This is a genomic window from Thioalkalivibrio sp. (assembly GCF_041685615.1).
Taxonomy (GTDB): Bacteria; Pseudomonadota; Gammaproteobacteria; order Ectothiorhodospirales; family Ectothiorhodospiraceae; genus Thioalkalivibrio.
Genome location: NZ_JAWLFK010000022.1, coordinates 1 through 22,719, shown reverse-complemented (window position 1 = coordinate 22,719; position 22,719 = coordinate 1). Strand labels below are relative to the sequence as shown.

The window sequence follows — 22,719 nt, the reverse complement described above, 5'->3', positions numbered from 1 at the left end:
CCGCAATCGCCGAGAGGGCTCGGCTCCTACGCGTCCAGACGCCCCCTCAGGATAATCTAAAGATCGCCGACCCAGGCGATCATGCGTTCGCGCATCCCGGCGTCCGGCATGGGTCCGTACAACGCGCCCATGTTCTCCTCCATGTGCGCCACCACCGAGGTCGCGGGGATCGCACAGGTCACGTCCGGGTGCGAGACGATGAACTTGAGCAGGAACTGCGGCCAGTTCTCGCATTCGATCTCCGCCGCCCATTCCGGCAGTGGATGCCCCGCGAACTGGTTGATCAGCGCCTTGCGCCGGAACGGGCGGTTCGCGATCACCGCCACCCCGCGTTCCCGTGCCAGCGGCAACAGGCGCTGTTCCGCTTCGCGATCCAGGATGTTGTAGGTCAGCTGCACGAAGTCCAGGTCCTCGCGCCGCAGGACGCGCTCCAGCTCGTCGTGGCGCCGCCCGTGCGAGGTGGTCAGGCCGATATAGCGAACTTCCCCCGCCTCACGGCGCTCGCGCAGGGTTTCCAGGTGCGCCTCCCAGTTCTGCAGGTTGTGCACCTGCTGCAGGTCCAGGGTGTCGACACCCCACAGATCCCGGGACTCCACATGCTGATCGCGGCCGGTCGAGGTGCTGCGCGTCCAGATCTTGGTCGCCGAGAACACACCTTCCGGATGGCCCAGCTCGCGCAGGGCGTGACCGACCACTGCCTCCGCACGCCCGTACATCGGCGAGGAGTCGATCAACCCGCCGCCACGGCGGACAAAGGTATCCAGGATCCGGGTACGCACCGCCAGTACTTCCGGATCCTCCGGCACGTTGAAGGTAATCCACGTCCCCATTCCGATCACCGGGATCTCCTCCCCGGATGACGGGATCGGCTTGCGTAGCGGCCTACGCCCCTCGGCCGTCCCGCCAACAACGGGCCACCCCGCCCCGGCCACCACCGCGGACCCGGCCATCCAGCGCAGGAAGGATCGGCGCGAACGCCGCGGAGACGGTTGCTTCATGGTCCGTATCACCGAAAGGGAGCCACTTCGTGGGCCATTCGGCCGCGCCACAAGTTCCCTGTGCGGCCTTTCACCGGTGGATCGCCCACACGGCGAACCGCCCCGCAAAACAAGGAAATCAGGAGAGGGATCCGACCGGCTCGCACCCGCTTGCTGCAAGCCGTCGGCATGGACGCACGCATCCTCGTAAACAACCGGGCGGGGGCCCACGACCCCGCCCGCGTGCATGGATGAGCGATCAGAAGCTCATCGAACGATCGAAATCGGCGACGGCCTGCACGTAGTGGCCCATGCCCGCCATCTCGGCGTTCGGCAGGAAGTTGTGTTCGCCGACGTCGCGGCCCTTGGCGCAGGCCTCGCAGGCCCAGAACGGGACACCTTCACTGACCAGGGTATCCACAATATCCTTCATCGGCGGCATGTTGTGGCCGACAATCTTGTCGTACACGTTGCGATTGGCGATGTTCACGGCCTCGCCCTGGAGCCACACGGTCACTTCGTGGCCCTGCTGCTTGGCCACGTTGGCAGCGATCATGCCGAGGGTGGCGCGGGTCGGGTCGTCGGTACCGGCGGTCACGGCAACAATAAAGCGCATGGGGATCTCCCGGATTTGGAAAAGCGGGGAGACGGTAGCGGCCGGCAATCGCCGCGTCGATTTCCCACAAGCCACGGGGAAACACTCGGGTCAGACGGTACCCTTCTCCACAACACTGTTGCGGTAGAGCTTGAAGGCCATCAGCAGCCAGGGGGTGGCATGCAGGACCAGGTCGAGGATGTCCCGCGGCCGATTCAGCTCGCCGGCGAACAGCCAGCGCAGCTTCTCCGCAACATGCGGCTCGGGGGTCCAGGGGGCCAGGCCCAGCGTGGCCACCAACAGCGCAAACAGCCACAGCGGTGCACGATCAACCCAGCGTACAGAGGCTTTCATCGCGCGCATCCTACCCAAGGCCCGCGCACGGCGCAGCCCGTCCTTGCCGGTAACCGGGCAGCCTTCTACACTTTCGCCTGCTCCACGGGGCGCGACACGGCAGGCCCGGGGGAACCCATCTGGCCGTACCACCGCGGTCCGCAGCCGCCCCCCGGCCCGGAAGACCATCATGGAAGCCCTGCTCGTCTCGACCTTGATCGTCGCCATCGCCGAGATGGGCGACAAGACCCAGCTCCTCGCGCTGCTCCTGGTATGCCGCTACCAGCAGGCGTGGCCCATCATCTGGGGCATCGTGGCGGCGACTCTGGCCAATCACTTCCTCGCCGCGCTGGCCGGGGTCTGGGTCGGTTCCAGCGTGCCGGATGACTGGCTGCGCTGGGGGCTGGGGATCGGATTCATCGCCATGGCCGCCTGGGTCCTGGTACCGGATGGCGAGGACGATCTGCCCGCGGCCTCGAAACACGGCGTGTTCTGGACCACCACGGTGCTGTTCTTCCTGGTCGAGATGGGCGACAAGACCCAGGTGGCCACCGGCGCGCTGGCCGCGACCTTCGACAACCTGATCCTGGTCGTGATCGGCTCGACCATCGGCATGGTTCTGGCCAATGCACCGGTCGTGTGGCTGGGCCAGCGCTTCGCGTGTCACCTGCCCCTTCGGCTGCTACGCGCGCTCGCCGCGCTGCTGTTCTTTGCCCTGGGCCTTGGGGTGCTGCTTGCCTGGATCTGAGTGCAGCGTCTTCTGTCCCAGCCAGATCCGCCGGACCAGACGCGGCAGCAGCAACAGCAGGGCTACCACCGCGAGCAGGGCCAGACCCAGCTGCACCCCGCTATCGGCCCCGCTCGCCATCTCGCGGGTGGCATGCCCGAGCCAGGCATACGCGAACAGGCCCGGGATCAGCGCCACCGCCGTCGTCAGCGCAAACACGGGCAGCGGCAGGCGCACCAGTCCCAGGGCATAGTTGGTGGGGGCGAACGGGAACACCGGCACCAGCCGGGTCAGCGCCACCACGCGCCAGCCCTCGGCCTCCACATCGTCGCGCAGCCGGGCGCTGCGCGGTCCCATGCGCGGAACCAGCCAGGGCTGCAGCCAGGTACGCGCCAGCAGGAAGGCAATGACCGCCGCCAGGGTGGCCGCCAGCAGGCTGAGGGCGCCACCGGTGAATGGCCCGAACAACGCCCCGCCCAGCAGAATCCAGAAGGTGCTGGGGAGCGGGAACAGGGCCAGCACGACAAACGCCACCACGAACACCAGATAGGCCCCAGGGCCCCAGCCAAGTAGCCAGGCCTCCAGTTCGCCCAGCGGAAAGCCGAGGCTGAGCCACTCGGTGGTCAACAGAATCCACGCCAGTGAGACCCCGAACAGGATCGCCGCGACCGTCAGCCAGCGCTTGTGGTGTCGCATCCTCATGGCGCCCCGTCGTCCCCGGGGCCTTCACCGGCGTTGCCGCGCAGTCGGTCCAGGCGCTCGGCCAGCGCGCGTTCGGTACCGTCCCGGCGCGGGCTGTAGAAGCGCGCGTCCTCGAGGCCTTCCGGCAGGTACATCTGCCCGCGCGCAAAGCCGTCCGGTTCGTCGTGATCGTAGCGATAGCCCGCGCCGAAGCCCTCCTCGCGCATCAACTCGGTCGGCGCGTTGCGCAGGTGCAGAGGCACGCCCGCGCTGCCGGTGTCGCGGATCGCCGAACGCGCCTGGTTCAGCGCCGCGTAGGCGCTGTTGCTCTTGGGCGCGGCCGCGAGTTCGATCACCGCCTGCACCAGCGCCAGGTCACCCTCCGGGCGGCCCAGACGCTCCATGGTCTGCCAGGCGGCCAGCACCCGCACACCCAGTCCGACCGCGGCCAGTCCGATGTCCTCGTACGCCATGCGCAGCAGACGCCGTCCCAGGTAGTCCGGGTCGCAGCCGGCATCCAGCATGCGCGCGAGCCAGTAAACCGCCGCGTTCGGATCGGACCCGCGCACCGACTTGTGCAGGGCGGAGATCTGGTCGTAGAAGGCATCGCCCTGACGGTCGAAGGCCAGTGACTGTGCCCCCATGACCGCCCGCAGCGCGTCGCCGGTAATGGCGCCGTCGCACGCCAGGTCCGAGGCGGTCTCCAGCCAGTTCAGGGCACGCCGGGCATCACCATCCGCGGCCCGTGCCAGACGCTGGCGCTCCTCCGGATCCAGTGTCAGGCCACGCCCGCCCAGCCCGCGTTCGGCGTCGTCCAGGGCCCGCTCGATCAGCGCCTCGACGGCCGCCGCCCCGACCGCCTCCATGCGGTAGACCCGCGCGCGCGACAGCAATGCGCTATTGAGCGCGAACGAAGGATTCTCGGTGGTCGCGCCGACGAAGGTGAGCGTGCCGTTCTCGATGTGCGGCAGTAGGGCATCCTGCTGGCCCTTGTTGAAGCGATGGATCTCGTCGATGAACAGCAGCGTCCCGACACCATTGCGGCGGCGGGTCTTCGCGGCCTCCACGACCGCGCGCACATCCTTGACCCCGGCCAGCACGGCGGACAGCGTGACGAGACGTTGCGCACCGGCCGCGGCTACCAGCCGCGCCAGCGTGGTCTTGCCACAGCCGGGCGGGCCCCAGAGGATCATCGACGGGGTCTGGCCCTGCTCGATCGCCTGGCGCAGTGCGGCCCCCGGGCCCACCAGATGGTCCTGGCCGACCATCTCGTCCAGCCGCGCCGGGCGCATGCGCTCGGCCAGCGGCGCGGTCGGGTCCGGCGTTGCCGCGGCCGGCGCGGACTCGGGTTCGGGTGTTGCCATGTCCGCGTCCGGGCCGAACAGGTCGCCTTCGGAGGAATCACTCATGCGCCGATTGTAACCCCTGGGGCGAAAAGGCCCTGTTCACCACCAAGCACACGAAGACACGAAGAAGGGCCAGGGCGATTCACAGGAAGATGGGAAGGTTGGAAGATTGATGGGGCCATGGCGTGGTGCCGTGGCCCATGAACGGGGAACCACGTGAACGCTCTGCTACCGCGTTTCACCCCGAGGACCCTTCCGATCTTCCTGTCTTCCTGTCTTCCTGTCTTCCTGTGAATCGCCCTTGACCTCGTTCGTTTCTGCGCAAGAAACAAAGCGTGGACGGGATGCGTTCAGGGCCGGTAGATGTCGGTCCCGGATGGCGGGTCGAAGGTGAACACGCCCGGGTCGAGCTCGGCGTTGCGTTCGGTCTCGTGGAAGCGGATCACGGTCTCCTGGCCGAAGATGTCGCGGAAGGCCATGCGGCTCAGGTCGCCCTCCGCGGTCAGATCCAGATCCAGGCTGGTGAAGTCGGCCTGCTCGTTGCGCGGCACCAGCACCAGGCGCAGGGCGTCACCGCCCGGCACCGGGCGAAGCGACATGCGGAAGTGTTCGTCCAGGCGCTCCGGCTGAGTAATCGCGGCGATCGGCGTGGCATCGAAGGCATCCCCCAGCGGGCGCACGGTGGCCTGCGACAGGTCGGGGTCGTACATCCATAGCTCCTGCCCATCGGATACGATGGTCTGCGGGAACGGCTCGGTGACCTCCCAGTGAAGCCGGTTGGGCATGCCCAGCTGCATGCGGCCGTCGGACTCCTGCAGCACGTAGCCCGTGTCATCGCGCACGGTCTGGGTGAAGTCGGCGGAAAAGGTTTCCAGACCGGAGACAAAGTGATCCAGCGCGACGCGGGCATCCGTGGCGGGTTCGGCGGCCTGAATCGGCCCGGCAACCAGGAAAACTGCGGCCACGAGGGCCAGCAACAGGCGCGAAGGGGAGCGAGGCTTCATGCGAACTCCAGTTGGGTCGTTGCAAGGATCCTGCGCCCGGTCGCTTAACCGGGCGTGAATGTGTTGTTCAGGGATGACGAACCGCGTCACGCGGTCAGGGACATGGACACCATTCATGTCCTCTGGTTCGGGGCGCTCAGTCGTTCGGGCCGGGTACCAGGACCTCGCGGTTGCCGTTCGACTGCACCGGGCTGACCAGACCGGCCGCCTCCATGTCCTCGACCATGCGCGCGGCCCGGTTGTAACCGATCTTGAGCCGGCGCTGGACGAACGAGATCGAGGCCTTGCGCGACTCGATGACCACCTGCACGGCCTGGTCATAGAGCGGGTCCGACTCGCTCTCGCCCCCGTCGGGCGACTCCAGCCCGGGGATGCTGGCCGCACCCGCCTCGGGCTCGTCGAGGATGGCCTCGTTGTAGTCCGGCTCCCCGGTGGACTTCAGGTACTCGACCACCTGATGCACCTCGTTGTCGCCGACGAAGGCCCCATGTACGCGCTCGGGCATCGCCTTGCCAGGCGGCAGGTAGAGCATGTCGCCATGGCCCAGCAGGTGTTCCGCGCCCATCTGGTCCAGGATGGTTCGGGAGTCCACGCGCGAGGAGACCTGGAAGGCGATTCGGCTGGGGATGTTGGCCTTGATCAGGCCGGTAATGACATCCACCGACGGGCGCTGGGTGGCCAGGATCAGGTGAATCCCTGCGGCGCGGGCCTTCTGCGCCAGGCGCGCGATCAGTTCCTCCACCTTCTTGCCCACCACCATCATCATGTCGGCGAACTCGTCGACCACGATCACGATGAACGGCAGCGGCTCCAGTGCCGGCGCCTCGGTCTCGGTGATCGCTTCCTCCGGCTTGAACAAAGGGTCCTTCAGCGGCTCGCCGGTAGCCTGGGCATCGCGCACCTTCTTGTTGAAGCCGCCGATGTTGCGCACGCCCATCGCCGACATCAGCTTGTAGCGCCGTTCCATCTCCGCCACCGCCCAGCGCAGGGCATTGGAGGCGTCCTTCATGTCGGTAACCACCGGGCACAGCAGATGCGGGATGCCCTCGTACACCGACAGTTCCAGCATCTTCGGATCGATCAGGATCAGGCGCACGTCGTCCGGCGTGGACTTGTACAAGAGCGACAGCAGCATCGCGTTGACACCGACCGACTTCCCGGAGCCGGTCGTCCCGGCCACGAGCAGATGCGGCATCTTCGCCAGATCGGCCATCACCGGCCCGCCGCCGATGTCCTTGCCCAGCGCCATGGTCAGCGGCGACTTGTTCGAGTCGAACAGATCCGAGCGCAGGATCTCCGACAGGGCCACGATCTCGCGATTCTCGTTGGGGATCTCCAGCCCCACCGTGGACTTGCCCGGGATCACCTCGACGATGCGCACCGCGATCACCGACAGCGACCGCGCGAGATCGGTGGAAAGCCCGGAGATGCGCGAGGCCTTCACCCCGGCAGCCGGCTGCAGCTCGAAGCGGGTGATGACCGGGCCCGGCTGCACCGCGACCACCTCGACCTCCACGCCGAAGTCCTTCAGCTTCAGTTCCACCAGGCGGGAGAGCGCCTGCAGCGACTCCTCGGAGAATCCGTCGGGCGGCGGCGGCCCCTCGTCCAGCAGGGACAGCGGCGGGCGGGGATCCGCACCCGCGCCCTCGGTGAACAGCGGGACCTGTTTCTCCTTCTGCACCCGCGGGCTGGGCGGCGGCGTCTCGATGCGCGGCTCCACCCGCGAGGGCGGCCGCTTCTCGGTGCGCTTGCGCTCCTTCTCCACCCGGGTCTCGCGCTCGGCGCGCTCGCGGGCACCAATGCGACGGTCGCGGGCGGAGTCGATCATCGCCCGGGCGCGCTCCCAGCCGCGCACGGCCAGCTGGCCGAGGCGATCCATCAGCAGGAACCAGGACAACCCGGTGAACAGCGTCACCCCCGCGAGGAACAGGGCCAGCAGGACCAGCGTGCCCCCCACCAGGCTCAGGCCGGCCACGGCCCAGCCGCCGAACAGGTCCCCCAGGATGCCGCCAGCATGCACCGGCATTCCGCCCGGCATCAGGTGCAAGGCCGCCAGCGCGGAACCGGCGATCAGCGCGACGATCAGCGCCAGACCGCGCACGGTGAGCTCCATGGGGCTGGCGATCTGGGCCTCGCGGCGATGCCGGAACAACCACCAGCCAATACCCGCGACTGCCAGCGGAATCAGGTAGGCCAGGTAGCCCAGCAGGTGAAAGGCAATATCCGCGAACCAGGCCCCGGTGGTGCCACCAAGGTTGCGCACGCCCTCGCCGTCGCCGGTGGTCGACCAGGCCGCATCGCCCGGGTGATAGCTCGCCAGCGCCACGAGCAGATACAGCGCCAGCATGCCGAAGATCAGCAGCGCACCCTCGCGCAGCCCGCGCAGCAGCTGTCCGCTCAGGCTCGGAGGGGCTGCCGGCTCTGCTGCCTTCCCGCTCTTGGCACCCTTTGCACCCTTGCCTCCGGATTTGGCCTTGCTTGCGGCCATGCGCTCCCCACTGGTCCGGCCCGCGACGCGGGCATCTCGAATCACGCCGCAGTTTACCGGTTAACGCCTTCTTCGTGGGGCCAGGCCTGCCCGGCCCGAGAACCACGTCCGGTCCGGCCGTCTCCAGCCCGGCTGCCTCCGCACGCCGAGCCCTGGGATCGTGAGGGGGCGGACTCGCCCGCGAGGCCCGGCGCGGGCCGCGCGGGAAACAGACCCCTCAGTCTCGCCGATATCCCCATACGGCAAATACCGGGTCCGCATGGTCCAGCCGCCCGGCGTACGGGTCATCCGCCGGCCGCGGCAGGCCACGCAGGGAAAAGGTCGCGAGATCCGCGAAACCAGCGCGCAGGAACAGGTCCAGCACCAGCCCCATGCGCTCGAAGTCGTAGAGGCGTTCCCAGACCGCGATCGCCTTGGTCGGGAAGCAGCGGTCGGAGAAGGTCACCACGAACACCCCGCCCGGTCTCAACACCTCACGTACCGCTTGGAACACCGCCTCCGGCTGCGTCAGATACTCGACCGACGCGGTACAGGCCACGGCGTCGAAGCTCCCCGGTGAATAGGGCAACCCGGGCCACACATTGAGGTCCTGCACATGGGCGGACGCCAGGCGGGGGTTGTCCGCCAGTTCCTGCGCGTTCATGCCCAACCCGATCACCGCTTCCGGCGTCTCCACCCGGTCCAGGTGCGACTCCCAGCTGCTCATCAGGTCGAGCACCCGCGCACCGGGCGGTATGCAGGCGCCATACAGCGCGGCAATCTCGGCCCGCGCGGTGGCATCCAGGTGGTGCACCCGGCGCGGTGCGGCATAGAACACCGCATCGCGATCCGGATCCTCCCGCTCCAGTGCACCGCCGGTCCAGAAGTCGGTCGGCCGGCCGCGCCAGCGCGCCTGCATGCCCGGCCCCCGGGCCGTCAGCAGCCGGGCGATATTCACCGACCGGTCGTCATCACGCCCGTGGGCGTGGCGGGCCATAACCCGCGCCTGCAACCGCAGCTCATGGTCCGCCAGTGGATGGTTCAGATCCGCCACCAGGCGGTCCTCCTCCAGCGCCCCGACCCGGAACAACTCGCGATCCCCGGCCTCGATCCCCGCGTGGCCGGCAATGAACGCACGTGGGTAGAAGCGTCCCGCACGGGGCTCCACCCGGCGGTGCCGGCGCAGGCCGCGATTGAACGCCGACGCCGGGAGCTCGAGCACGCCGACCGCCTCCTCATGCGGGACCAGGCCCGCGGCGGCCTCGCGCGAGGCCTCATGCCCCTGCCCCACACCCAGCCCACGCAGGGCGGCGCCGAGATCGCCCGGCCAGCGGTCCCGTTCCGGCTCCAGCCACGGCAGAAACAGACACTCCCGGTGACGGGCTTCGGCACTCGCCCAGTCCAGCATGAACCCGGCATCCAGCGCCCCACCCTGCTTCGGCTGCGCTTCCGTGTCGGCCGGATCGGCGAATGGATCCCGCATGAACGCCCTCCCGGAGCAACTCTTGAGACTGCCTCACTGTCGGTCTTCCGGTTATGGTACGGGCTAGCCCCACCGGATGCCCGCATGTCCCGCACCCACTGCTCGCTCCCGTTTACAGCCCTCCTGGCGGGCGTACTCTTCCTGTTGCCCACTGTGCTGGCCATGCCGTCTGCCCAGGCCCAGGAGAACGGGGCCAGCGGCGTCGACGCCGACTCACCCCTGCGCGTGGGGACCCGCTTCGTACCGCCGTTCGTGATCGCCCCGGACGCACCCGACGCGGCCCCGACCGGCATCGCGATCGAGCTATGGGAACGGATCGCGGAACGGATGGAACTGGATTACGAATACCGGGAGACCAGTCTCGAGGGGCTGATCGAGGGCGTGGGAGACGACCGCATCGATGTCTCGGTCGCGGCCCTTACCGCGACCGCCGAGCGTGCCGGACGTGTCGACTTCACCCATCCGTACTACAGCACCGGGCTGTCCATTGCCGTGCCCCAGCAGGGCAATCCGGTCGCCGGCGCCCTGCGGGCATTCATCTCGGTGCCCTTCCTGGTGATCATCCTCGCGCTCGCCGGCCTGCTCCTGCTGGTCGGCGCCCTGCTGTGGTTGTTCGAGCGCCGGCGCAACGCCGACGAGTTCGGCGGCAGTGCCGCACAGGGGCTGGGCTCGGCCTTCTGGTGGGCCGCCGTCACCATGACCACGGTCGGCTATGGTGACAAGGCTCCACGCACCCTGCCCGGCCGCGCAATCGCGCTGGTCTGGATGTTTGCCGCGCTGATCCTGGTCTCCACCTTCACCGCCGCGATCGCCACCACCTTGACTGTCAGCTCGCTGGATACCGGCATCCAGAACGTCTCCGACCTGGAGGGCCAGCGCATCGCCACCATCGGCGGCTCCAGCGCCGCCGCCTGGCTGGACGAACAGGGCTTCGCCTACCGCGAGCACGCAGACCTGGTTGCAGCGCTGGGTGCGGTCGCCGAGGGACGTGCCGACGCAATGGTCTACGACGCCCCGCTGCTGCGCTATCAGGTACGCGAGCACTTTGCGGGACAACTGGAGGTCCTGCCGGTCGAGTTCCTGCGTCAGGACTATGCCCTGGCCCTGCCCCAGGGCTCGCCGCTGCGCGCCCCAATGAACGTCGCCATCCTCGAAATTCTGGAGTCCGACGAATGGCAGCGGGTGCTACGGCGCTACCTCGGGAATTGACATCGGGCGCACGGGGCGCCTGTCAGCGCCAGGGCGGCTCCACGCCCTCGACCCGGTACTCGCGACTTAGCGCGCGCATCAGACTGATGCAGCAGAAGACCAGGATGATCGCGACCGGCAGCCCGGCGGTCAGCGAACCGGTCTGCAGGCTGTCCAGCGCACGCTCTCCGCCGACGATCAGCAGGGTCGCGGCCACCGCCCCCTCGGTGATGCCCCAGATCACGCGCTGGCGCCTGGGCGAGCGCTTCGAACCGCGCGAGATCAGTGCATCCACCACGTAGGTGCCGGAGTCCGAAGAAGTGATGAAGTATGTCGCGATCAACAGCGTTGCAATCCCCGAGGCGAGGGTGGTCCACGGCAACTGCGCCAGGGTCGCGTACAGCGCGATAGTGGTGTCCTCGGCAACCGCCGAGGCAATTCCCGCGCCCTCGTCGAACAGCTCCAAGTGCAGCGCAGTGCCGCCAAAGATCGCGAGCCAGGCGAACACGAACAGTGTGGACATGGCGAGCACACCGACGATGAACTCGCGGATGGTGCGCCCGCGCGAGATACGCGCGATGAAGATGCCCACGAACGGCGACCAGGCGATCCACCAGGCCCAGTAGAACATGGTCCAGTCCTTCTGCCACTCGGAGCCCCCGACCGCGTCGGTGTGCACGCTGAGCTCGATCAACTGCTGGAAATAGCCACCGATCGAGTCGAGAAAGAAGCGCACAATGAACAGCGTCGGCCCGGCGAACAGCACGAACAGCAAAAGGCTGGCTGCCAGCGCCAGGTTGAACATGCTGATCCACTTCAGCCCGCGGTCCAGCCCGGACATTACCGACAGCACGGCCACAGCCGTGATCGCAGTGATAATGCCGACCTGGTACCAGGGCGAGACCGGCATGTCGACCAGCACATTGAGCCCGGTATTGAGCTGCATCGCGCCGAAGCCCAGCGAAGTGGCCAGCCCGAACAGGGTACCGAACACCGCCAGGATGTCGATCACGTGCCCGATCGGGCCATAGATCCGATCCCCAAGCAGCGGATAGAAGATCGAGCGAATGGTCAGCGGCAGGCGGTGGCGAAAGCTGAAGTATGCCACTGACAACCCCAGCACCACGTACACCGCCCAGGCATGCAGTCCCCAGTGGAAGAAGCTGTAGACCATCGCCTGAGCGGCCGCCTCGTCGGTCTCGCCCTCGCCCGTCGGTGGATGCTGATAGTGCAGGATGGGCTCGGCCACGCTCCAGAACACCAGACCAATGCCCATGCCGGCCGAGAACAGCATCGCGAACCAGGCGGGAAAACCGAACTCCGGCCGGTCGTCCGGCTGCCCCAGCCGGATCGCGCCGTAGCGGCTGAACCCCAGCCAGACCAGGAACCCGAGAAAGAACGTGACCACCACCAAGTAGCCCCAGCCGAGATACTCGGTAATGAACCCATGGATACCATCGAACACCATGCTGGCAGTGGACGGAAAGGCTACGCCGAAGGTGATAAACACCACGACCATGATCGCGGAGGCGGTGAACACCGTGGGATTCACTGTCGAGAAGAAGGCTTCCGGGCGGTACTGACTCATGGTGAACGGTCGGGTGGCGGTCAGGGGAGGGACGTCAGTTCGACGCGTCGGGGTCCGGGGTGGCGGCACACAACGCCCCGGTCAGTTCGGCCTCGGCCAGCACGTGGCCCTCAGCCGCGGCATCGAACTGGGTGCGCGTCGCACCCGGCGCCAGATCCAGTTCGGCGTCCAGGGCCAGCAGGCGGAAGCGATAGCGGTGGCAACCCTCCGGCGGGATGGGGCCCAGATAACCGACCTTGCCGAAAGCATCCAGACCCACGCGTCCCTTGCTCGGCAGATGGAGAGCATCCACCCGGTGGGTATCACGCGGCAGATTCCAGACCAGCCAGTGCGTCACCTCGCCCAGCGGCGAGTCCAGATCCTCGAGGACCAGCGCCAGGCTACGCACCGCATCCGGCACATCCCGGATCTCCAGTGGCGGTAGTTCGTTCGCGTCGCGAGCCGATGTTTCAACCGGCATCGCCTCGCCGTCCTGAAAGGCCGGGCTGATCAGCCGCATTCCTTCGTCTCCTCTATCGGACCCGATCGACCGGCCTCAGCCTCGCCCGCCGTCGACGGCGGGTCAACCGTCGGGAAGTCGGGTCGCCGGCGGAATTGATCCCGGTCAACGATCCCTTCGCAGTTGCGCAACGATCCCGCCCCGTGCGTACACTTCGCGGTATGGCACAACTTACCTTCATGGGCGCGACCGGCGAAGTCACCGGATCGCGGTATCTCCTCGAGACCGACGACACCCGCGTCCTGCTGGAATGCGGTCTGTACCAGGGCGGCAATGACGCCGACGCGGCCAACCGCGAGCCGCTGGCGGAGCTTGCCGGCCGGATCGACGCCGTTGTCCTGTCCCACGGCCACCTGGACCACTCGGGGCTGCTGCCCAAGCTGGTGCGCGACGGCTACCGCGGCCCGATCTTCTGCACACCGGGTACCGAAGAGCTGCTCGAGATCATGCTCGAGGACGCGGCGTTCGTGATGAGCAAGGACATCGAGTGGGAGAACAAGTGGCGCCGCCGGGCGGACAAGCCCCTGGTCGAGCCGATCTACGACATCGATGACGTCGCGACCACCCTGGGGCTCTGCAAGGCCGTGCCCTACGGCGACACGCAAACCATTGCCGGCGACATCCGGCTGACCTTCCGGGATGCCGGGCACATCCTCGGCTCCGCGATCGTCGACCTGATCGTGCCGTCTGGCGGGCGTGACCGGCACCTGGTCTTCTCCGGCGACCTCGGCAACCCCGACGCCGTGCTGATGCACGAACCCGCGCGGATGGAACACGCGAATCACGTGCTACTGGAAAGCACCTACGGCAATCGTGATCACCGGCCGATGGACGAGACCATCGAGGAATTCGCGCAGATCCTCGCGGAGGCCGATGCCAGCGGCGGCAACGTGATGATCCCGGCCTTCGCGGTCGGGCGCACCCAGGAGGTCCTCTATCACCTGGGCATGCTTCACCACGCCGGGCGTCTACCGCAGCAAACGATATTCCTCGACAGCCCAATGGCGATCAAGGTGACCGAGCTCTACGCCCGGCTGCGCAAGACGCTCAACAGCGAGGACATGGAACGCCTGCACCAGGCCGCGAACGGCAACCCGGCCGGCTATCTGCCCGGGTTGCAGGTCTGCCGCACGGTCGAGGAGTCCATGGCCATCAACCGCATTACCGGCGGCGCGATCATTATCGCCGGAGCCGGCATGTGCAACGGCGGGCGCATCCGTCATCACATGAAGTACAACCTGTGGCGCCGCGAGTCCCACCTGGTGATTGTTGGCTTCCAGGCCTCGGGCACGCTGGGGCGGCGGCTGGTGGACGGCGCCAAGCGGGTCAAGTTGCTGGGCGACGAGATCGCGGTGAACGCCAAGGTGCACACGCTCGGCGGCTTCTCCGCCCACGCCGGGCGTACTCAACTACTGGACTGGGCGCGCGGCTTCCGCGACCAGCCGGTGTTCCATCTGGTCCACGGCGAACCGGAGGCACGCGAGGCCCTGGCCGCCGGCCTGCGCGACGAGCTGGGCGCCGAGGCCCACGTGCCGGCCTTCGGTGAAACCATCACCCTCTGACCCCGACTCCCAACGTCATGCCGGAGGCCGAAGCCGTCAGCACCTACGCCCTGATCGCCGGCTTCCTCGGCGGACTCGGGCTGTTCCTGCTCGGGATGACCCTGCTGACCGACGGCCTGAAGACCGCCGGCGGCAAGGCCCTGCAACACATCCTGGGCGTCTGGACCCGCACACGCCCGCGGGCGCTCGCGTCCGGCATGGGCGTGACCGCCCTGGTGCAGTCTTCCAGTGCGGTGACCGTGGCCACCATCGGCTTCGCCAATGCCGGTCTGCTGACGCTCGGCCAGTCGGTCTGGGTGATCTTCGGGTCCAACGTCGGCACCACCATGACCGGCTGGCTGGTCGCCCTGATCGGTTTCAACATCCGCATCGAGGCCTTCGCCCTCCCCGCCATCGGCATCGGCGCCCTGCTCTACCTGTTCATGAAGGCCGCACGCCCGCGCTACCTGGGTCTGGCCCTGGCCGGCTTCGGCCTGCTGTTCTTCGGGATCGATGTACTGCGCGAGACCTTCGAGGGTCTGAGCGCGACCTTCGACCTCTCCGCCCTGGCGCGGCCGGGCTTTGCCGGACTGTTGATCATGGTCGGCATCGGCGCGCTGCTGACCGTGCTGATGCAGAGTTCGTCCGCGTCAATGGCGATGGCCCTGACCGCCGCGATGAGCGGCGCGGTACCGCTGGAGGCCGCAGCCGCCGCGGTGATCGGCGCCAACCTCGGCACCACGGTCAAGGCCCTGCTGGTCGTCATTGGCGCCACCCCGAACGCCAAGCGCGTCGCGGCCGCGCACGTGATCTTCAACGGCCTGACCGCGATTGTCGCGTTGCTGATCCTGCCCTGGTTCCTGGCCGCGATCGCCTGGATCTGGGGCAGCACCGGCGAGGCCCCGGCCCCGGCCGTGTTGCTGGCGCTGTTCCACACCGCGTTCAACCTGCTGGGCGTGGCGTTGATGGTCCCGGTCACCCCGCCGTTGATCCGCTTCCTGCAGACGCGCTTTCGCACAGAGGAGGAAGACATCGCCCGCCCACGCTTTCTCGACAAGCACAGCACCGGGGTTCCGGACCTGGCGTTGCAGTCACTGTTGCAGGAGACCAAACGCCTGGCCGACATCAGCCACTCCATCGCGCGGGAGGCGCTGCGCCCGGAGCCGCCGGCCGCGGGCACACTGGACACCCGGCGCGCCGCGGTGGAGCAGCTGACCACGGCGATCAGCGACTTCGCCTCCCGCACCGCCAATCACCCGATGCCCGAATCAGTGGGGCACGGCATCGCCGAAGCGGTACGCGTGGCCCGGTATCACCGCGAGGTCGCCGTGCTGGCCGAGCAGATCGCCGACCTCCGCCGCCACTCCACCGGCGAGGAGCGCCCGATCGTCAGCGAACAGCGTCGCGCCTGGCAGGAACAGGTCATCCGCGCGCTGGACCTGGCGAACCTCGAGAACGAGAACGGCGGGGGTCTCGCAGCGACCGAGGCCGTGGACACCGTGGAGACCGCCTACGCCGAACTGAAGGCGGCCCTCCTGCGCGAAGGCACCTTCGGCTCGCTGAGCATGACCGAGATGGAACGCCAACTCCGCATCATCAGTATGGCGCGACGCCTGGTCACCCAGGCCGACAAGGCCCGCCGCCACACCGAGGCTTTGGAGGACCAGATCCAGGGGCTGCGCAAGACGCTGGAACCGGAGAACGCATGATCGACGCCGAAGCGATGCAGGACGCCATCAGGACCCGCCGGGCCGAGCCCCTGATGTTCGACGGGCTGGAATACGCCCGGCTGCTGGAGCCGGTGAATCACTACCCACGCGGTTCTGTGGTGCTTCCGGATGGCTCGGTGGTCCCCGGCTACCCGGCCATCGGGCGCATTCAGTCGCTGGAGGCCGGGCTGCCGCGCCAGTTCGATCAGCCGTTCTGGGCGGAGGAGAAGATCGACGGCTTCAACGTGCGCATCCTGCGCTGGGAAGGCCGGGTCGTCGCCTTCAGCCGGGGCGGGTTTGTCTGTGCATTCAGTACTGACCGGGTGCCGGATTTCGTGGATCTGGCCGTGTTCGAGGCGGAACCCGATCTGGTGCTCTGTACGGAAATTGCCGGACCGGACACGCCCTATCTGGAGGGTTCCACCCCGCGCGTCGCCGACGATGTCGGCTTGTTCGTGTTCGACCTGATGCGGCTGGGCCAGCCCGGCTTCGTGCCACAGGAGGAAAAGTTTACGCTGCTGAAGCGCCATCATCTGCCCCCGGCACCGCTCCACGGACGGTTCACCCCCGAAGACACCGAGGCCCTGGGGCACCTGATCCGGCAACTGGATGCCGAGGGTGCCGAGGGCCTGGTACTGAAGACCGCGGATGGCGAGCACCGCGCCAAGTACGTGGCCGGGGGCTCCTGCATCAGCGACATCCGTGTGTGTTCCGAGCAGCTTCTGGACCTGCCGCCGGAGTACTTCACCAACCGCCTGACCCGCCTGGCCATCTTCCTCGCGGAACATCCGCCCGCGGAGCCCGCGGCCGTGGAACGCGAACTGGGCGCGGCCCTGCTGTCCGGGCTGGCGACCGCGGTGGACAAGAGCCGGCGCGAGGGCCGCGTCGGCCACACTTACCGCTGTCGCTTTCGCGAACGTGCCGGGGCCCAGCGGTTCATCGATCACATGCAGGCCACCGGGGGGCGCCATGTGCGCTTCCTGCCGGATACGCCGCGCCAGGAAGAAAACGGCTACTGGCTGCTGGAGTTCGAGCGCCTGTTCGACCGGATCACCGGTACCCTGGCCTCGGCCCTGGCCGGCGACCGGCAGTACGACTGAGCCCGACGGCCTTCAGGGCTCGCGCGAGCGGCCGCCTGACTCGGCCAGATTCTCCATCACCTGGCGCAGGTAATCGGCGGTGACCAGCTTGATGCCCATGCGGTTGCCCAGCTTGCGCATGCCCTCGTCGGCGCTGGCCAGCTCGGCGTCCAGTTCCATCGCCAGCAGCACGGCGTCGACGTCCTCGCGCGAATCCACCAGCCCCTTGCGCATCGCCTCGCGGAAACGCTCGCGCAGCTGGGTAATCAGCTCGGGCCTGAGCGATTCGGCCGCCCCCGCCTGGCGGGTGTGTTCCTCGGCGATGCGCAGACCGCGATCGATGCGGGTGCGCACCTCATCGATGAATTCATAGAGGATGTCGCTCGGAAGCGTCAGCGCAAACCGGCGCGGCGAACGCACCCAGACGACCGTCTCGAAATCGGCCGCCAGGGACTCGAGATCGCGCATGCCGCGAAACTCCTCGTACACCGACAGCGGCATATAGAATTCCGCGGGACAATGGCGTGCCAGGTTGAGGAAGGTCCGCAGGATATCCTCGGGGTCCTCGCCGAACTGCCCGGCCACATGCGGGTTGGTAAAGACACTGGTATCCAGCACGAATCGGCGCATTACGACCTCCTGTCGGCTTCCTTCATCATCGGCAGGGGCCGGCGGCCCGTCAACCAGCCGCTCCCGCACCGCCCGGGACGGCGCCTGTGGCATAATCGCCCCGTCATTTCCCAGTCGGACATGGATTGCCCTTGGCCACCCGAGCGGAAGTCGAAAAGTTCCTGGAACGCCTGCGCGAGGACCTCGAACGTCACCAGATCGAGATCCCGACCCTGCCCGATGTCTCCGTGCAGGCCCTGTTCATCACCCAGGACGAATCCAGTTCCATCGCCGATCTGGTCAATCTGATCTCGCGCGACACGGCCCTGGCCGCGCGCCTGGTGCGCCATGCCAACAGCCCGGCCTATCGCGGGCTGACCCGCTGCGCCACCATCCGCTCCGCCGTCACGCGCCTGGGCATGGAACGCGCGCGCCAGACGATCATCGCGCTGTCCATGAAGGAGGTCTTCCAGAGCGGCAACGAGGCAATCCGCGTGCGCATGGAGGAACTGTGGAACCACAGCCTGGAGGTGGCGATCATCAGCTACCTGCTGGCCCGCCGCCACCCGCACCTGGACCCGGACACCGCGCTGCTCGCCGGGCTGGTGCACGACATCGGCATGATCCCGATCCTGCGCCGTGCGGAGAAGACCCCCGAGATCTACGAAGACCCACGCGCGCTGCAGGCCGCGGCCGATGCCGCGCACGTCGCCATTGGCCGCGCGATGCTGAAGAACTGGAACTTCGAGCCGGAGATCATCCGCGCGGTGGCCGAACACGAGAACCTCAAGCGCGAGCCCGAGGAAGGCGAACCCGTCAACTACAGCGACATCTTGCAGGCCGCCAACATCGAGAGCCACAGCGCCACGCGCCATCGCCTGGCCTCCATCGACCGCGGCTCGGTCGCGGCGATCCGCCGCCTGGCCGCCAAACCCGGTACCACCCGGTTGAACTGGGAAGACGACGCGATCGGCCTGGAACACGTCAACCAGATGATCGAGTGAACCCCGCCCGGTGGGGGCGGTCTTCTCCTTACTTCCCCGGAAGGCCGTCCGCATGCCCGCCATTCTCCAGCTCGTCTATGCCTCGCGCGCCACGTTCCGCGAAAGTACGTCCTTTCAGGGGGTCGAACCCGAAGTCGGTCGCATCCTGATGCAGTCGCGCCGGAACAACCCGCGCAGCGGGGTTGTCGGCGCGCTCTACTACGGTGACGGGCACTTCTTCCAGTGTCTGGAGGGTGCCCCGGATGCCGTGCACGAAACCGTCGACCGGATCCGCCGTGATTCTCGCCACGAGGAGCTTCGGGTACTGCGCGAGCAGTCACTGGAGAGTCCGGGGTTCGGCGAGTGGTCGATGAAATATGTCCCGACAGCAATGGACGTCCGCCAACTGCTGCAACGCTTCGGCCAACGCCGGTTCGACCCGTTCGCCTTCGACAACGACCGCATCGACGCGATGCTGGACCTCCTGCACCTCGGTCGGGATACCACCCCTGCCGAACCCGAGCGATCAGCAGAAGCCAGCCCACAGGGCACCGCCCGCGGTACCAACCGTCTGTTCGTCGGCGCTGGACTGGTCGCACTCGCAATCCTGGTCAGCATGATCGGGGCTACCGCCTACCTCCTGCTGGCCGGCTAGCGAGACAACCCGAGACCGCATGCCGCCCACGGCGTGCGTTGCGTCGCCTGCTTCGATGGCACCCGGCGCCCGGGCCCCCCGCACCCCGCGGACACACCGCCACGGGCAGGCGCAGCTACATCGCGCATGGCCCCAAGGCTCGCCTCCGGCCTACCACACAACGGACCAGCCTCTTTCTACCGCGGAGTCGCATCAGCCATTTCCCTGATGCCTCACGTCCGGCGAGCCGCTGCCCCCTTCACGGTTTCGACACGCGCCAATCACAAGTACCGCCCCATCCGTGTGCCAGCGAACAGACCGCGTCCCCTCCCGAGCTTAGTTTGGACCTTCATCCTGAATCCGCTGCAACGTGGCGATTCAGTCCCATCCCGGCAATGCCGCCAGGAAGGACAGGTTTTGATGAAGCCGCTAAAACGGACATTTTTCCAAACCGGGATATCCGTTTCGAAGGAGATTCACATGAACAAGCTACATTCATTTGCCTTTTACGCATTGGTCACCCCGGCCATCACACTCGGCGCGGGTTCGGTGCTGGCCCAACAATACGATGAGCAGGACGCTGATCGCGACGAACAGAGTACTCAGCGTGACCAGGGTGCTACGCAATCTACGGACAAGGACCAGCGCGCCGGACAGTCTGGCTCTGAACAGGCGGAAGAACAGCGCTCCACACGCGGGGAGGCCCGCGAAGAGGCGCGGATGCAAAGTCGCGGGTATATGGACTCTGCGCCGGCCAACGGCATGCACGCGAGCGAGTTGATCGGGATGGATGTCGAGACCACCGGCGACGAGGAACTCGGCGCGATCGAGGATCTGATTCTTGATCAGAACGGCCAGGTCGTGGCTATTGTGGTTGGCGTTGGTGGGTTCCTGGGCATGGGCGAGAAAGACGTCGCCATTGGCTGGGGGCACGTCACGACTTCCGGCACTGCGGATGATCGGGACCTGCGCGTCGACGTAACCCGTGAAGATCTGCGCTCTGCGCCGAAGTTCGAACGCCGCGAATGACACCCAGCACGACCCGCATGTAGTGGAATGACTAGAAGGCAGGGGCGAAAGCCCCTGCCTTTCTTGTGCCACCCGCGGACCCATGTTCACCCGATCCCACCAACCGGCGTCGCCCGCTGCCTGGATTGTCCGGTTCTGTCGGCTGCGTGGCGCACCCCTGCGGCGTCGACCCCGGTTCCATCTCCTCGATGCCAGCGACGCCTGACCGCCAGGGAGCGCTGATCAATCTTTCCTTCGCCCCCGTCAGCCGCCGGCTTGCCGTGCCCCCACAAAGCCGAAAACACGGCCCGCTCGGCGCACCTCATCGATCTCAGCCGGCGGTGACAGCCCATACCCCTCGCGGGCTAGCGCAACCCGTCCATGCCTCCCGGCGACGGCTGCCACCGCCACGTTTGCTGACCCTTGCCCGGCTTCCCCATATGTGGTGCAGCGCACAGACGCGATACAGGGCTTGCACTAGCGTTGAAGCGTCACTCTGCCTCTACCTGGAATCCATGGAAGGGGCAGGGCCCGAACGGTTCTACCAGCTGGAGATGATTTTATGAACAAGGATCAAGCCAAAGGTCATGGAAAAGAGGCGAAGGGAAAGGTAGAGGAGCTTGCCGGCAAGGCAACCGGCGACAAGAGCACCGAGTACAAGGGCAAAGCCGAGAAGCATGCCGGCAAGGCTCAGGCCAAGTATGGAGACATCAAGAGCGACGCCAAGAAGAAAACGAAATGACCCGTACCGCCGCTTTCCCGAGACCCGCCCAAGGAGCTTCCGAAAATCCATTTGTCAAGCCCTCGCTGTTGAGCGCAAGGACGATCACCGGCGACGAAGTCTGCAACATGCGAGAGGAAACGCTAGGCGACATTCTCGACGTGATGCTGGAGACGAGCGAGGGGAAAATTCGTTACGTGGTCCTGACATCCGGCGGCTTTTTGGGCATGGGTGATCGCTTATTCGCTATCGCTCGGACGGCCTTGAAGTACGACAGCGAACACCAGTGAGCGATGCCTGACGTCGAACTCGGCCGGTTAGAGAAAGCACCCGGGCTCGCCAGTAGTGAATGGACGGATATGGCCGCGACTTTACGTGGTATTCACCCGTCGACCATCGCAATGCGCGAGGTTCACGCTGAAGAGTGAGTGTGGTCGATCCCGAACAGATCCGGCAGGGCGGATTCACCGTCCCGACGAACCGCTGAAGCGCATGACATCGCGTCGAGCGCCCCGCACTGCAATCCAGCCCCATTCACTTGCTCTGAATATCGAAAACCGTATCGACCAATCCATTGGAGATACCGAAAATGGCAACGAGTGACAGTCTGGCGCTTGGCAAGATCCTCGCCGTGGTCCTGATTGTTGTGGGCCTGATCCTGCTTTTCTTTGCCTATCGTTCATCCCAAAGCCTGGGCGATCAGGTGACGGAGGCGGTTACCGGCAACTTCACTGATTCCACCATCTGGTTTCTGATGCTTGGCGCGGCTTCCACAGTGGCTGGTGTTGGACTGCTTTTCTTCGGCAAGTCAGCGAACACCTGACGCAGGAATGCGCGATGCCCCACGACACGGAGGAATCCCTGGGTGGCGGGGCAAGGACTACGGGTCAGGACCGGGTCTCGGTACGTCCGGACAAGGAGCTGTTCAAGGCGGCTGAACTTCGCTTGTTTCGCTACACGGCGGTCCTGTTCAGCCTGGTGACTCTCGCCGCCCTGATCGTCGTCATCGCATGGTCATTCGGCTGGATACTGAATACGTTCTACAACCTCCTCCTGTCGCTCTCCATCGCGGGCATCCTGGCGTTGGTGCTTTATCCTGTCGTCAATTTTCTCGAGAACCGGCTTCGTTTCCCCCGATGGCTGGCCATCATGCTGTTGATGGCGATCTTCTTCCTTGGGGTCGGCGGCCTGCTGTTCTTGGTTGTCCCCACCCTGACCGCCCAGATCATCCGGTTGATGACGGTTTTGCCCGAGACACTGGCGCGCTGGGAGGATGACTTTTCCTTTTATTTCCCGGAAATCAGCTCCATGATTTCGGACCGCATGGAAGGTGGCAGTGGGGAGAATTCCGAGTCTTCTGGAGACGGCGCTGGCACGGCCGTCATGTCCTATTTAGGGGTGTTCGGGGCCGTCAGCTTTGTGCCTCTGTTTCTCTTCTTCGCCCTGCTCTCCGGTGACGTGCTCCGGGGAACGGCGTCCGAACTGTTATCCGTCTTCCACTATCGCACTCGGCAGAAAGTGTTGTATTTCATGGATGTGTTCGTGGG

The 22,719-nt window shown here is 66.6% G+C and carries 23 protein-coding genes; 12 read left to right on the top strand and 11 right to left on the bottom strand.

Translation table 11 applies throughout. The features are described from left to right. Positions 1–56 precede the first annotated feature (56 nt). The 3 genes from ACESLR_RS06265 to ACESLR_RS06255 form a co-directional block, all read right to left on the bottom strand. On the bottom strand, positions 57–998 hold the full coding sequence (locus ACESLR_RS06265; RefSeq protein ID WP_373066838.1) for an aldo/keto reductase: 942 nt from the start codon (positions 996–998) through the stop codon (positions 57–59). A gap of 238 nt (positions 999–1,236) precedes the next feature. Further along, positions 1,237–1,593 carry a DsrE family protein gene (locus ACESLR_RS06260; protein WP_373025461.1) on the bottom strand — a complete coding sequence of 119 codons (357 nt, stop codon included), beginning with the start codon at positions 1,591–1,593 and terminating at the stop codon, positions 1,237–1,239. A 90-nt stretch (positions 1,594–1,683) separates the two neighbouring features. Then, a complete protein-coding gene (locus tag ACESLR_RS06255; protein ID WP_373025462.1) occupies positions 1,684–1,926 on the bottom strand; it encodes an RND transporter in 243 nt (80 codons plus the stop codon). Between the two features lie 169 nt (positions 1,927–2,095). On the opposite strand from ACESLR_RS06255, the gene ACESLR_RS06250 reads away from it, so the two are divergent. Further along, entirely contained in the window at positions 2,096–2,653 is a 558-nt protein-coding gene (locus tag ACESLR_RS06250; RefSeq protein ID WP_373025463.1) for a TMEM165/GDT1 family protein, read from the top strand. Here the strand turns inward: ACESLR_RS06250 and ACESLR_RS06245 are convergent. The 5 genes from ACESLR_RS06245 to ACESLR_RS06225 form a co-directional block, all read right to left on the bottom strand. Then, complete coding sequence (locus ACESLR_RS06245; RefSeq protein WP_373025464.1) at positions 2,588–3,334, bottom strand: TVP38/TMEM64 family protein; 747 nt, start codon at positions 3,332–3,334, stop codon at positions 2,588–2,590. The two genes, ACESLR_RS06250 and ACESLR_RS06245, sit on opposite strands and share 66 nt — an antisense overlap. After that, positions 3,331–4,722, bottom strand: coding sequence for a replication-associated recombination protein A (locus ACESLR_RS06240; RefSeq protein WP_373025465.1), 1,392 nt, complete (start codon positions 4,720–4,722; stop codon positions 3,331–3,333). Before ACESLR_RS06240 ends, ACESLR_RS06245 begins: the two co-directional genes overlap by 4 nt. Positions 4,723–5,009: 287 nt before the next feature. Beyond that, entirely contained in the window at positions 5,010–5,663 is a 654-nt protein-coding gene (gene lolA, locus ACESLR_RS06235; RefSeq protein ID WP_373025466.1) for an outer membrane lipoprotein chaperone LolA, read from the bottom strand. A 136-nt stretch (positions 5,664–5,799) separates the two neighbouring features. After that, positions 5,800–8,151, bottom strand: coding sequence for a DNA translocase FtsK (locus ACESLR_RS06230; RefSeq protein ID WP_373025467.1), 2,352 nt, complete (start codon positions 8,149–8,151; stop codon positions 5,800–5,802). Positions 8,152–8,368: 217 nt separating this feature from the next. Continuing rightward, positions 8,369–9,613 carry a methyltransferase domain-containing protein gene (locus ACESLR_RS06225; protein ID WP_373066836.1) on the bottom strand — a complete coding sequence of 415 codons (1,245 nt, stop codon included), beginning with the start codon at positions 9,611–9,613 and terminating at the stop codon, positions 8,369–8,371. A gap of 84 nt (positions 9,614–9,697) precedes the next feature. Between ACESLR_RS06225 and ACESLR_RS06220 the strand changes: the two genes are divergently transcribed. Continuing rightward, a complete protein-coding gene (locus ACESLR_RS06220; RefSeq protein WP_373025761.1) occupies positions 9,698–10,822 on the top strand; it encodes a transporter substrate-binding domain-containing protein in 1,125 nt (374 codons plus the stop codon). A 22-nt stretch (positions 10,823–10,844) separates the two neighbouring features. Here the strand turns inward: ACESLR_RS06220 and ACESLR_RS06215 are convergent, their stop codons facing one another. Both ACESLR_RS06215 and ACESLR_RS06210 read right to left on the bottom strand, forming a co-directional pair. Next, positions 10,845–12,389, bottom strand: a complete 1,545-nt coding sequence (locus tag ACESLR_RS06215) for a BCCT family transporter (protein ID WP_373025759.1) — start codon at positions 12,387–12,389, stop codon at positions 10,845–10,847. A gap of 34 nt (positions 12,390–12,423) precedes the next feature. After that, a complete protein-coding gene (locus ACESLR_RS06210) occupies positions 12,424–12,849 on the bottom strand; it encodes a YbhB/YbcL family Raf kinase inhibitor-like protein (protein WP_373025763.1) in 426 nt (141 codons plus the stop codon). A 200-nt stretch (positions 12,850–13,049) separates the two neighbouring features. On the opposite strand from ACESLR_RS06210, the gene ACESLR_RS06205 reads away from it, so the two are divergent. The 3 genes from ACESLR_RS06205 to ACESLR_RS06195 are packed head-to-tail and all read left to right on the top strand — an operon-like array spanning position 13,050 to position 17,238. Next, a complete protein-coding gene (locus tag ACESLR_RS06205) occupies positions 13,050–14,450 on the top strand; it encodes an MBL fold metallo-hydrolase RNA specificity domain-containing protein (RefSeq protein ID WP_373066832.1) in 1,401 nt (466 codons plus the stop codon). Positions 14,451–14,467: 17 nt separating this feature from the next. Further along, on the top strand, positions 14,468–16,138 hold the full coding sequence (locus ACESLR_RS06200) for a Na/Pi cotransporter family protein (RefSeq protein WP_373066829.1): 1,671 nt from the start codon (positions 14,468–14,470) through the stop codon (positions 16,136–16,138). After that, positions 16,135–17,238 (top strand): RNA ligase, encoded by a 1,104-nt coding sequence (locus tag ACESLR_RS06195; protein ID WP_373025753.1) that lies wholly within the window; start codon positions 16,135–16,137, stop codon positions 17,236–17,238. The genes ACESLR_RS06200 and ACESLR_RS06195 overlap by 4 nt, the downstream gene beginning before the upstream one ends. Before the next feature lie 12 nt (positions 17,239–17,250). On the opposite strand, the gene ACESLR_RS06190 is transcribed toward ACESLR_RS06195, so the two are convergent. After that, on the bottom strand, positions 17,251–17,847 hold the full coding sequence (locus ACESLR_RS06190) for an RNA ligase partner protein (RefSeq protein WP_373025751.1): 597 nt from the start codon (positions 17,845–17,847) through the stop codon (positions 17,251–17,253). A 131-nt stretch (positions 17,848–17,978) separates the two neighbouring features. Here ACESLR_RS06190 and ACESLR_RS06185 point away from each other — a divergent pair, with 131 nt between their 5' ends. The 7 genes from ACESLR_RS06185 to ACESLR_RS06155 form a co-directional block, all read left to right on the top strand. Continuing rightward, on the top strand, positions 17,979–18,830 hold the full coding sequence (locus ACESLR_RS06185) for an HDOD domain-containing protein (protein WP_373025750.1): 852 nt from the start codon (positions 17,979–17,981) through the stop codon (positions 18,828–18,830). 52 nt (positions 18,831–18,882) lie between these two features. Beyond that, entirely contained in the window at positions 18,883–19,464 is a 582-nt protein-coding gene (locus ACESLR_RS06180; protein WP_373025749.1) for a BLUF domain-containing protein, read from the top strand. 459 nt (positions 19,465–19,923) lie between these two features. Further along, positions 19,924–20,472 carry a PRC-barrel domain-containing protein gene (locus tag ACESLR_RS06175; RefSeq protein ID WP_373025748.1) on the top strand — a complete coding sequence of 183 codons (549 nt, stop codon included), beginning with the start codon at positions 19,924–19,926 and terminating at the stop codon, positions 20,470–20,472. Positions 20,473–21,013: 541 nt separating this feature from the next. Further along, on the top strand, positions 21,014–21,193 hold the full coding sequence (locus ACESLR_RS06170; RefSeq protein ID WP_373025747.1) for a CsbD family protein: 180 nt from the start codon (positions 21,014–21,016) through the stop codon (positions 21,191–21,193). Further along, complete coding sequence (locus tag ACESLR_RS06165) at positions 21,190–21,462, top strand: PRC-barrel domain-containing protein (protein ID WP_373025745.1); 273 nt, start codon at positions 21,190–21,192, stop codon at positions 21,460–21,462. Before ACESLR_RS06170 ends, ACESLR_RS06165 begins: the two co-directional genes overlap by 4 nt. A 299-nt stretch (positions 21,463–21,761) precedes the next feature. After that, complete coding sequence (locus ACESLR_RS06160; RefSeq protein ID WP_373025743.1) at positions 21,762–21,995, top strand: DUF3185 family protein; 234 nt, start codon at positions 21,762–21,764, stop codon at positions 21,993–21,995. Positions 21,996–22,009: 14 nt separating this feature from the next. Further along, the coding region (locus tag ACESLR_RS06155) for an AI-2E family transporter (protein ID WP_373025741.1) at positions 22,010–22,719 on the top strand (710 nt) is incomplete at its 3' end.